The following is a 1,196-nucleotide window of genomic DNA, read 5'->3' as shown; positions in this document are numbered from 1 at the left end:
CCGACCGTAGCAACGCGCTGCCTTACAGCGAGGTGGGCGTTTGTCTGTTGATCTCCAGCGCCGGGCTACATCCCCCGTGACCGCTCGACGCTGCGGCCAGCGGGAATTGCTGGCAGCAGGCCATGAGTCGTCAGCTTTGTTCCGGCGCGGGGCTATACTCTTGGACATCTCTAGCCGACGGACCTGAGCCATGTCACTCCAGCCTAAACCCAGCTTGAGCCTCGATGAATGGATCGAGCAGGAGCGCAATGCCCTCGAAGCGCGTTGCGAGTATGTCCACGGCGAGGTCTTCGCCATGACGGGAGCCAGCGCGGACCACAACAGCATCGTGATGAACATCGGTCGTGAACTCAGCACTCAGATGAAGGGCAAGCCGTGCCAAGTCTATGCGAACGATATGAAGGTGGTCATTCGGGCCGCCGACGCGGGCAAGTACCCGGACATCCTGGCCTACTGCGGTCCGCCGGAGTTTTCCGATGGTCGCCGGGACGTGCTGCTCAACCCGAGCCTGATCGTCGAGGTGCTCTCGCCGTCCACCGAGGCCTACGACCGCGGCGACAAGTTTGCCCTGTATCGCCAGATCCCGAGCCTGCGCCAGTATCTGCTGGTGTCGCAGGACCGCGCGCGGGTGGAACTCTACGAGCGCGGCGAGGCGGGCCGGTGGATCCTGACCGAGTACGCCGCGCTGACGGATGAGGTGGTCTTGTCGAGTGTTGGCTGCACCCTGCCGCTCAGCGAGATCTACGACAAGGTCGAGTTCTTGCGCAGCTGAACACTGGAAATTGGCCTGCGGGGATTGTGACGGCCTGCCGATGAAAAATGACCCGGCGGGCGCCGGGTCGAAAAGTCTCTTCATCTAGAGAGACGAGGAGGACAGCAGCGATTCGAGAAGATGGCCGACGCGCTCGACGCGCGCCAGGGATAACGGCCTCTTGCTCGTGATTCTGCAGGGCTCATCGCAAATTTTTCATCGACCCTTTCACAGTTCATCACGCCATCGGCTCGGAAGGCAGGGGGGTGTAACGCCTTCAGCGTGTCGCGACGCTTGCCACATCCCCCAGCTTGTTTTCTTCCAGCGCGGGCTTGAGAGGCTGTCTGAATATTGCAATCGCTCGAGCTGTAGATACTCTGTTCTGACGCAAGTCCGATTTGCCTCCTGTCCATCATTTTTTTCTATCGGCATCGTTGTCTCAGCG

At 60.7% G+C, this 1,196-nt stretch carries 1 protein-coding gene; it reads left to right on the top strand.

Annotated elements, in window-relative coordinates; genetic code table 11:
- Positions 1-190: 190 nt before the first annotated feature.
- A complete protein-coding gene (locus G3480_RS26780) occupies positions 191-772 on the top strand; it encodes a Uma2 family endonuclease (protein ID WP_164657230.1) in 582 nt (193 codons plus the stop codon).
- Positions 773-1,196: the final 424 nt, after the last annotated feature.

This window comes from Thiorhodococcus mannitoliphagus (genome assembly GCF_010915725.1).
GTDB classification, from domain to species: domain Bacteria; phylum Pseudomonadota; class Gammaproteobacteria; order Chromatiales; family Chromatiaceae; genus Thiorhodococcus; species Thiorhodococcus mannitoliphagus.
The sequence above is the reverse complement of the archived record's forward strand: the minus strand, read 5'-3'. Positions and strand labels throughout refer to the sequence as shown.